6 protein-coding genes are annotated in these 6,908 nt (G+C 71.8%); 5 read left to right on the top strand and 1 reads right to left on the bottom strand.

Annotated elements, in window-relative coordinates; genetic code table 11:
* Positions 1 to 31 precede the first annotated feature (31 nt).
* Entirely contained in the window at positions 32 to 640 is a 609-nt protein-coding gene (locus AC060L_RS14975) for a TetR/AcrR family transcriptional regulator (protein ID WP_483799213.1), read from the top strand.
* A 155-nt stretch (positions 641 to 795) separates the two neighbouring features.
* Positions 796 to 1,914: an endonuclease/exonuclease/phosphatase family protein gene (locus AC060L_RS14970; protein WP_483799212.1), complete on the top strand. Its 1,119-nt coding sequence runs from the start codon at positions 796 to 798 to the stop codon at positions 1,912 to 1,914.
* A gap of 24 nt (positions 1,915 to 1,938) precedes the next feature.
* Here the strand turns inward: AC060L_RS14970 and AC060L_RS14965 are convergent, their stop codons facing one another.
* Positions 1,939 to 3,693 carry an NAD+ synthase gene (locus AC060L_RS14965; RefSeq protein ID WP_483799211.1) on the bottom strand — a complete coding sequence of 585 codons (1,755 nt, stop codon included), beginning with the start codon at positions 3,691 to 3,693 and terminating at the stop codon, positions 1,939 to 1,941.
* Between the two features lie 214 nt (positions 3,694 to 3,907).
* On the opposite strand from AC060L_RS14965, the gene AC060L_RS14960 reads away from it, so the two are divergent.
* The 3 genes from AC060L_RS14960 (at position 3,908) to AC060L_RS14950 (ending at position 6,864) form a co-directional block, all read left to right on the top strand.
* Complete coding sequence (locus tag AC060L_RS14960; protein WP_483799210.1) at positions 3,908 to 5,269, top strand: glutamine synthetase family protein; 1,362 nt, start codon at positions 3,908 to 3,910, stop codon at positions 5,267 to 5,269.
* A 201-nt stretch (positions 5,270 to 5,470) separates the two neighbouring features.
* Positions 5,471 to 6,685, top strand: a complete 1,215-nt coding sequence (gene wecB / locus AC060L_RS14955) for a non-hydrolyzing UDP-N-acetylglucosamine 2-epimerase (protein WP_483799209.1) — start codon at positions 5,471 to 5,473, stop codon at positions 6,683 to 6,685.
* A gap of 17 nt (positions 6,686 to 6,702) precedes the next feature.
* Positions 6,703 to 6,864, top strand: a complete 162-nt coding sequence (locus AC060L_RS14950) for an LPXTG cell wall anchor domain-containing protein (protein ID WP_483799208.1) — start codon at positions 6,703 to 6,705, stop codon at positions 6,862 to 6,864.
* The last annotated feature ends 44 nt before the right edge of the window (positions 6,865 to 6,908 follow it).

Here is a 6,908-nt window from a genome sequence, read left to right as displayed (position 1 = left end):
CCCCCCTTTCCCCCCCTCGGACCCTTTTTGTGTGGCTCTTTGCCGGGGGCGGCCCCGTTCGGAGGCCGCCGAGCAGGCCATCTGCGCGGCGGTCGAGAGCCTGATGATGGACGGAGCCGGCGTGGCCGACCTGACCATCGAGGGCATCGCGCAGGCCGCCGGCGTCGGCAAGGCCACCATCTACCGGCGCTGGCCGAACAAGGACGCGCTGCTCGTCGATGTGATGGTCCGGCTGGAGGACGCCGAGCCCGAGCTGCCGGGCACCAGCGCCCGCGACGACCTGGTGGTGATCGTCGACTACATGCGCCGGCGCGGTCTGGCCAAGCGGTCGCGCTGGGTGCTGAAGATGGCGCTCAACCAGATGCAGACGCTGCCCGCGCTGAAGGAGGTCTACTACGAACGGGTGATCGTGCGCCGCCGGCGCGCCATCCGTGCGGTGGTCGAGCGCGGCATCGCGGCCGGTGAGTTCCGCGCCGATCTGGACCCGGAGCTGCTCGCCGAACTGCTGGTCGGCCCGATGCTGCTGCGCACCGTGATGTGGGAGGACTCCCCGCTGGACGACCCGGCGCTGCCCGCCCTGATGGTGGACAGCCTGCTCGAAGGACTGCGCGGACCGGCCTACCAGCCGGCCTCCGCGTGACCTTGCTCTCCCGCCCCGGCCCGCGCGGCCCGGAACCCCTACCGGAGGTTCGCGCGTCTGTCCCGGCATAGGCTGAGCCGAGAATATGACCAAAGTGGTCGGAAACCGGCGCAGTCGGGACAGCACGCAGCACGCACTACCGATGGGGTCACCGAATGACGCAGGCCGGCGAAGCACAGGCGCGCCCGGAGAACACCGGCGGCAACCCGGACGCTTCGGGCACCCCGGCCGGCACCCAGCCCGCGCAGCCCGTCCAGCCCGCGCAGCCCGTCCAGCCTGCGCAGCCTGTCGAGCCCGGGTCGCGCCGCCACTGGCTCCTCGACTGGGGCCGGGACCGCCGCGGCCGCAGCACCTGGCGGCGCGGCTGGGTGATCGGCGCGCTGGCCGTGCTGCTCGCGCTGCTGCTGGCCTTCCACAGCTCGATCCCGAACTCGGTCGGCAACTTCGGCAGCCTCTCAGAGACCTTCCTGCCCTGGTTCGGCCTGCTGGTGCCGCTGCTGCTGATCCCGGCGCTGCTGCGCCGCTCGGTCCCCGCCGTGATCGCGCTGGTGCTGCCGGTGGCGGTCTGGGTCAACCTGTTCGGCGGACTGCTCAGTGACAAGAGCGGCGGCCCCGGCGACTTCACCGTGCTGACCCACAACGTGGACGCCGCCAACACCGACCCGGCCGGCACCGCCCGTCTGGTGGCCGGCTCCGGTGCGCAGATCGTCGCGCTGGAGGAGCTCACCGGCGCCGCCCTGCCCGCCTACACCGCCGGACTTGCCGGCAGCTACCCGTACCACGTGGTGGAGGGCACCGTCGGGCTCTGGTCGAAGTACCCGATCAGCGACACCCGGGTGGTGGACATCAAGATCGGCTGGACCCGGGCGTTCCGCACCCAGCTGGCCACCCCGCAGGGCCCGCTCGCGGTGTACGTGGCGCACATGCCGTCCGTCCGGGTGAAGTTCGACGGCGGCTTCACGGCCGACCAGCGCGATGTGAGCGCGCAGGCGCTCGGCGACGCGATCGAGGCCGAGCCGCTGAAGAAGGTGCTGCTGCTCGGCGACATGAACGGCACCATGAACGACCGCAGCCTCGCGCCGCTCACCTCGCAGCTGCGCTCGGCCCAGGGCACGGCGGGCTCCGGCTTCGGCTTCAGCTGGCCGGCCCGGATGCCGATGGCGCGGATCGACCAGATCATGAGCCGCGGCATGAAGCCCACCGACTCCTGGGTGCTGCCGGCCGACGGCAGCGACCACCGGGCGATCGCTGCCGCCTACCGCTACGACAAGTAGCCGTCGGCCGCCGGGGCCTGAGCCCTACCCCCGGCGCCAGCCGTTGGTGATCGGCAGCCGGCGGTCGCGGCCGAAGTTCTTCGGCGAGACCTTCGGGCCCGGCGGGTACTGGCGCCGCTTGTACTCGGCGGTGTCCACCAGGCGCACCACCCGGTCCACCACGGCCGGGTCGTAGCCCTGCGCGACGATCGTGTCGCGGCCCTGGTCACCCTCGATGTACGCGGCCAGGACCGCGTCCAGCAGGTCGTAGTCGGGCAGCGAGTCGGTGTCCACCTGGTCCGGGCGCAGCTCGGCGCTCGGCGGCTTGAGGATCGTGTTCTCCGGGATCGGCGGTGTCTCGCCGCGCTGCACGGCCTGCTCGTTGCGCCAGGTGGCGAGCTTGAAGATCAGCGACTTGTACACGTCCTTGATCGGCCCGAACGCGCCGACCGAGTCCCCGTACAGCGTCGAGTAGCCGACCGCGAGCTCGCTCTTGTTGCCGGGCGCGAGGACGATGTGGCCCTCCTGGTTGGAGATCGCCATCAGCAGCGTGCCGCGCAGCCGCGACTGCAGGTTCTCCTCGGCCAGCCCGCTCAGCCCGAGCGACTCCATGTAGGCGTCGAACATCGGGGCGATCGACACGGTGCGGAAGTGCAGCCCGGTGCGGCGGGCCAGCTCGGCGGCGTCGTCCCTGGAGTGCTGCGAGGAGTACCGGCTCGGCATCGAGACGCAGTGGACGTGCTCCGCGCCGATCGCGTCCACCGCTATGGCCGCCACCAGCGCCGAGTCGATCCCGCCGGAGAGGCCGATCAGCACCGACTTGAAGCCGTTCTTGCGGACGTACGCCCGGGTCCCCTCGACCAGCGCGGCGTACACCTCGGCCTCGTCCGAGAGCGTCGGCGCGACCACGCCGGCCAGCGGCTCGGCGGGGACCGGCTGCGGTGCGGTGCCCAGGTCGGTGTGCAGCAGCCGCAGGCCGTCGCAGAACTCGCGGCCCTCGGGGCCCTCGACGGTCGCGGCGGGCAGCTCCAGGTCGAGCACCAGCAGGCTCTCCTCGAACTGCGGCGCGCGGGCGAGCAGCTCGCCGTCGGCGGCCACCACGAGCGAGCCGCCGTCGAAGACCAGCTCGTCCTGGGCGCCGACCATGTTCAGGTACACCAGCGGGCAGCCCGCCTCGGCCGCCCGGCGGCGGACCAGGTCGAGCCGCTGGTCGTCCTTGTCCCGCTCGTAGGGCGACCCGTTGATCACCAGCAGCAGTCCGGCCCCGGCCTGACCGGTGGCCTTCACCCGGCCGCCGTCCTGCCAGATGTCCTCGCAGATCGCCAGCGCCACGTCCACGCCGTCCACCCGCAGGACCGAGAGCTGGTCGCCCGGGACGAAGTAGCGGTACTCGTCGAACACGCCGTAGTTCGGCAGGAAGTGCTTGGCGAACCGCCCCAGCACCTGCCCCCGGTGCAGCACCGCCGCACAGTTCTGCGGCGACCCGGCCGGCTTCCCGAACCGCGGCTCGGTCCCGCGCGAGCGCCCCAGGTACCCGACCACGACCGGCAGCTCACCCAGCCCCTCGGCCGCCAGCCGGCCCGCCAGCTCCACCAGCGCCGCCCGCGAGGCCTCCAGGAACGACTCCCGCAGCGCGAGGTCCTCCACCGGGTACCCGGTCAGCACCATCTCCGGAAACGCCACCAGCCGCGCTCCCTGCTCGGCAGCCCGCCTGGTCCACCGCACCACCTCCTCACAGTTGCGTGCGATGTCCCCGACGACGGGGTCGAACTGACTCAGGGCGAGGCGCAGATTCGGCATGGGGTCAGTCTAATCGTCTAACTGACGTTATGTCGCGGGGGGAGGTGCGCACGTTCCCGCTCCTGACATCGGCCCGTCATCCGCCCCTGGGTGCCCGGGAGGGGGTGTCATCCGCGATGATGGGAACAGTCGGGCGTTTGTCCGTGCAGGGGGATGCTCACGGGCGGCCCGTTGGCGTAACACGGACGTAAAGAGCAGAGGTGAGACTGTCCCCATGGGCAAGCAGCAGGAGTTCGTGCTTCGTACGCTCGAAGAGCGTGACATCCGGTTCGTCCGGCTGTGGTTCACCGATGTGCTGGGGTTCCTCAAGTCGGTGGCGGTGGCTCCGGCGGAGTTGGAGCAGGCGTTCGAGGAGGGCATCGGCTTCGACGGGTCGGCGATCGAGGGCTTCGCCCGGGTCTACGAGTCGGACATGATCGCCAAGCCGGACCCGACGACGTTCCAGATACTGCCCTGGCGCTCGGAGACCCCCGGGACCGCGCGGATGTTCTGCGACATCCTGATGCCGGACGGCTCGCCCTCCTACGCCGACCCGCGGTTCGTGCTCAAGCGCACGCTGGAGAAGGCCTCGGCGCAGGGCTTCACCTTCTACACCCACCCGGAGATCGAGTTCTTCCTGCTGAAGAACCTCCCCGGGGACGGCACCGCCCCGCAGCCGGCCGACCAGTCCGGCTACTTCGACCACACCCCGCGCGGTGTCGGTCACGACTTCCGGCGCCAGGCGATCACCATGCTGGAGTCGATGGGCATCTCGGTGGAGTTCTCCCACCACGAGGGCGCACCGGGCCAGCAGGAGATCGACCTGCGCTACGCCGACGCGCTCTCCACCGCTGACAACATCATGACCTTCCGCCTGGTCATGAAGGAGGTCGCGCTGGAGCAGGGCGTGCACGCGAGCTTCATGCCCAAGCCGTTCTCCGAGCACCCCGGCTCCGGCATGCACACCCACCTCTCGCTCTTCGAGGGCGACCGCAACGCGTTCCACGAGTCCGGCGCCGAGTTCCAGCTCTCCAAGGTCGGCCGCTCGTTCATCGCCGGCCTGCTGGCGCACGCGGCCGAGACCGCCGCCGTCACCAACCAGTGGGTGAACTCGTACAAGCGGATCTGGGGCGGCTCGCAGCGCACCGCCGGCGCGGGCGGCGAAGCCCCGTCCTACATCTGCTGGGGCCACAACAACCGCTCGGCGCTGATCCGGGTGCCGATGTACAAGCCGGGCAAGCAGGGCTCCACCCGGGTCGAGGTCCGCTCCCTCGACACCGGCTGCAACCCCTACCTCGCCTACGCCGTCACCCTCGCGGCAGGCCTCAAGGGCATCGAGGAGGGCTACGAGCTCCCGCCCGGCGCCGACGACGACGTCTGGGCCCTCTCCGACGCCGAGCGCCGCGCGATGGGCATCCAGCCGATGCCGCAGAACCTCGGCGAGGCGATCGACCTGATGCAGCGCAGCGAACTGGTCGCCGAGACCCTCGGCGAGCACGTCTTCGACTTCTTCCTCCGGAACAAGCGTCAGGAGTGGGAGGAGTACCGCTCCGAGGTCACCCCGTTCGAGCTGCGTAAGAACCTCCAGGTGCTGTAGCCGCCGGCTGACGCATGGTCAGGGCCCGCCCTCCTTCGGTTTCGAGGGGGCGGGCCTTCGTGCGTCCGGGGGAACGGGCGGGCCATCAGGGTGGTGATTGGTGTCGGTTTGTCATATTTCCTGCTCTTCTGGTGATCCTCATGGTCGGAATGGGTCGCATGCCAGGAGGTCGGGCGAACATGGTCAGCGCGGTCAGAGCCGATGGCTGAGACGAGGCATCGGGCGGGTTCGGTGGCGGTGGTGCTCGGGACGCGGCCGGAGATCCTGAAGTTGGCGGGGGTGATCCGGGGTCTCGGGGAGCGGGCCCGGGTGGTCTACAGCGGGCAGCACTACGACGAGGCGATGGCGGGCGGGGTGTTCCGGGCGCTGCGGCTGCCGCCGCCGGACGTCTGGCTGGAGGACATCGGCGGGGCGGTCCGGGGGCGGCAGATCGGGGGGATGATCTCGGCGCTGTCCGGGCTGTTCAACGCGGATCCGCCGGCGGCGGTGGTGGTTCAGGGGGATACGAACACCACCTCGGCGGGGGCGCAGGCGGGGCACTACCACGGGGTGCCGGTGGTGCACGTGGAGGCCGGGCTGCGGTCGCGGGACCGGGCGATGCCGGAGGAGATCAACCGGCAGGTGGTCGGCGTGCTCGCCGATGCGCACTGCGCGCCGACGGTGGCTGCGGCGGCGAACCTGCGGGCGGAGGGGGTGCCCGAGGAGCGGATCCACCTGACCGGCAACACCGTCGTCGAGGCGGTGGCCGAGTCGCTGCCGGGGGCGGCCGCGGCGGCCGCGCTGCTGCGCCGGCACGGGGTGCGGGCCGGTGGGTACGTGCTGGCGACGATCCACCGGCCGGAGAACACCGACGACCCGGAGCGGCTGCGGGTGATCCTGGCGGAGCTCGGCGGGCTCGGGCTGCCGGTGCTGCTGCCGCTGCACCCGCGCACCCGGGACTGCGTCGCCCGCCACGGGCTGCAGCGGGAGCTGGAGCGGCTGCTGGTGGTCGGGGCCGTGGACCACGCGTCGTTCCTGGGCCTGGCCCGGCACGCCCGGCTGCTCGTCTCCGACTCCGGCGGCGTGCAGGAGGAGTGCACGGTGCTGAAGAAGCCGCTGATCGTGGTCCGCAACAGCACCGAGCGCCCGGAGGCCGTCGAGGCCGGGTTCGCCACACTGCTGCGCCCGGGCCCGGAGCTGGGCCGCACCGCCCGCCGGCTGATCGCCGACACCGAGCTGGCCGCCCGGCTGGCGGCCCGTCCGTCCCCGTACGGCGACGGACGGGCCGGTGAGCGGATCGTCGAGCTGACCCTGGCGCTGGCCGACGGCCGGCCGCCCCGGGCGATCGCCGACGGACCGCGCGGCGAGGCCGTCGTGCCGGCCCCCACAGACGCGGAGGCCTTCGAAGCCGTCCGTGGACCCCGCACCATCAACTGATCCTCTGGAGGACAACCGTGTACAAGCCCTGCACAGCCGGCGCCGCGGCTGCTGCCGGGTGCGGCGAGCTCGCCGCAACCGGCAGCCACACCCTGATGTTCACCGTGCTCTCCGCCGCGATGGTCCTGGGCGGCGCGCTGCTGACCCGCGGCATGCGTCGGCGCGGCGGGAATGCCTGAGGCCGTCACCCCGGCCTGCGAGGTACGTCGCGGGGCCGGATCGC

This window comes from Kitasatospora sp. NEAU-69 (genome assembly GCF_057158765.1).
This window is presented reverse-complemented; position numbering and strand designations above follow the sequence as displayed.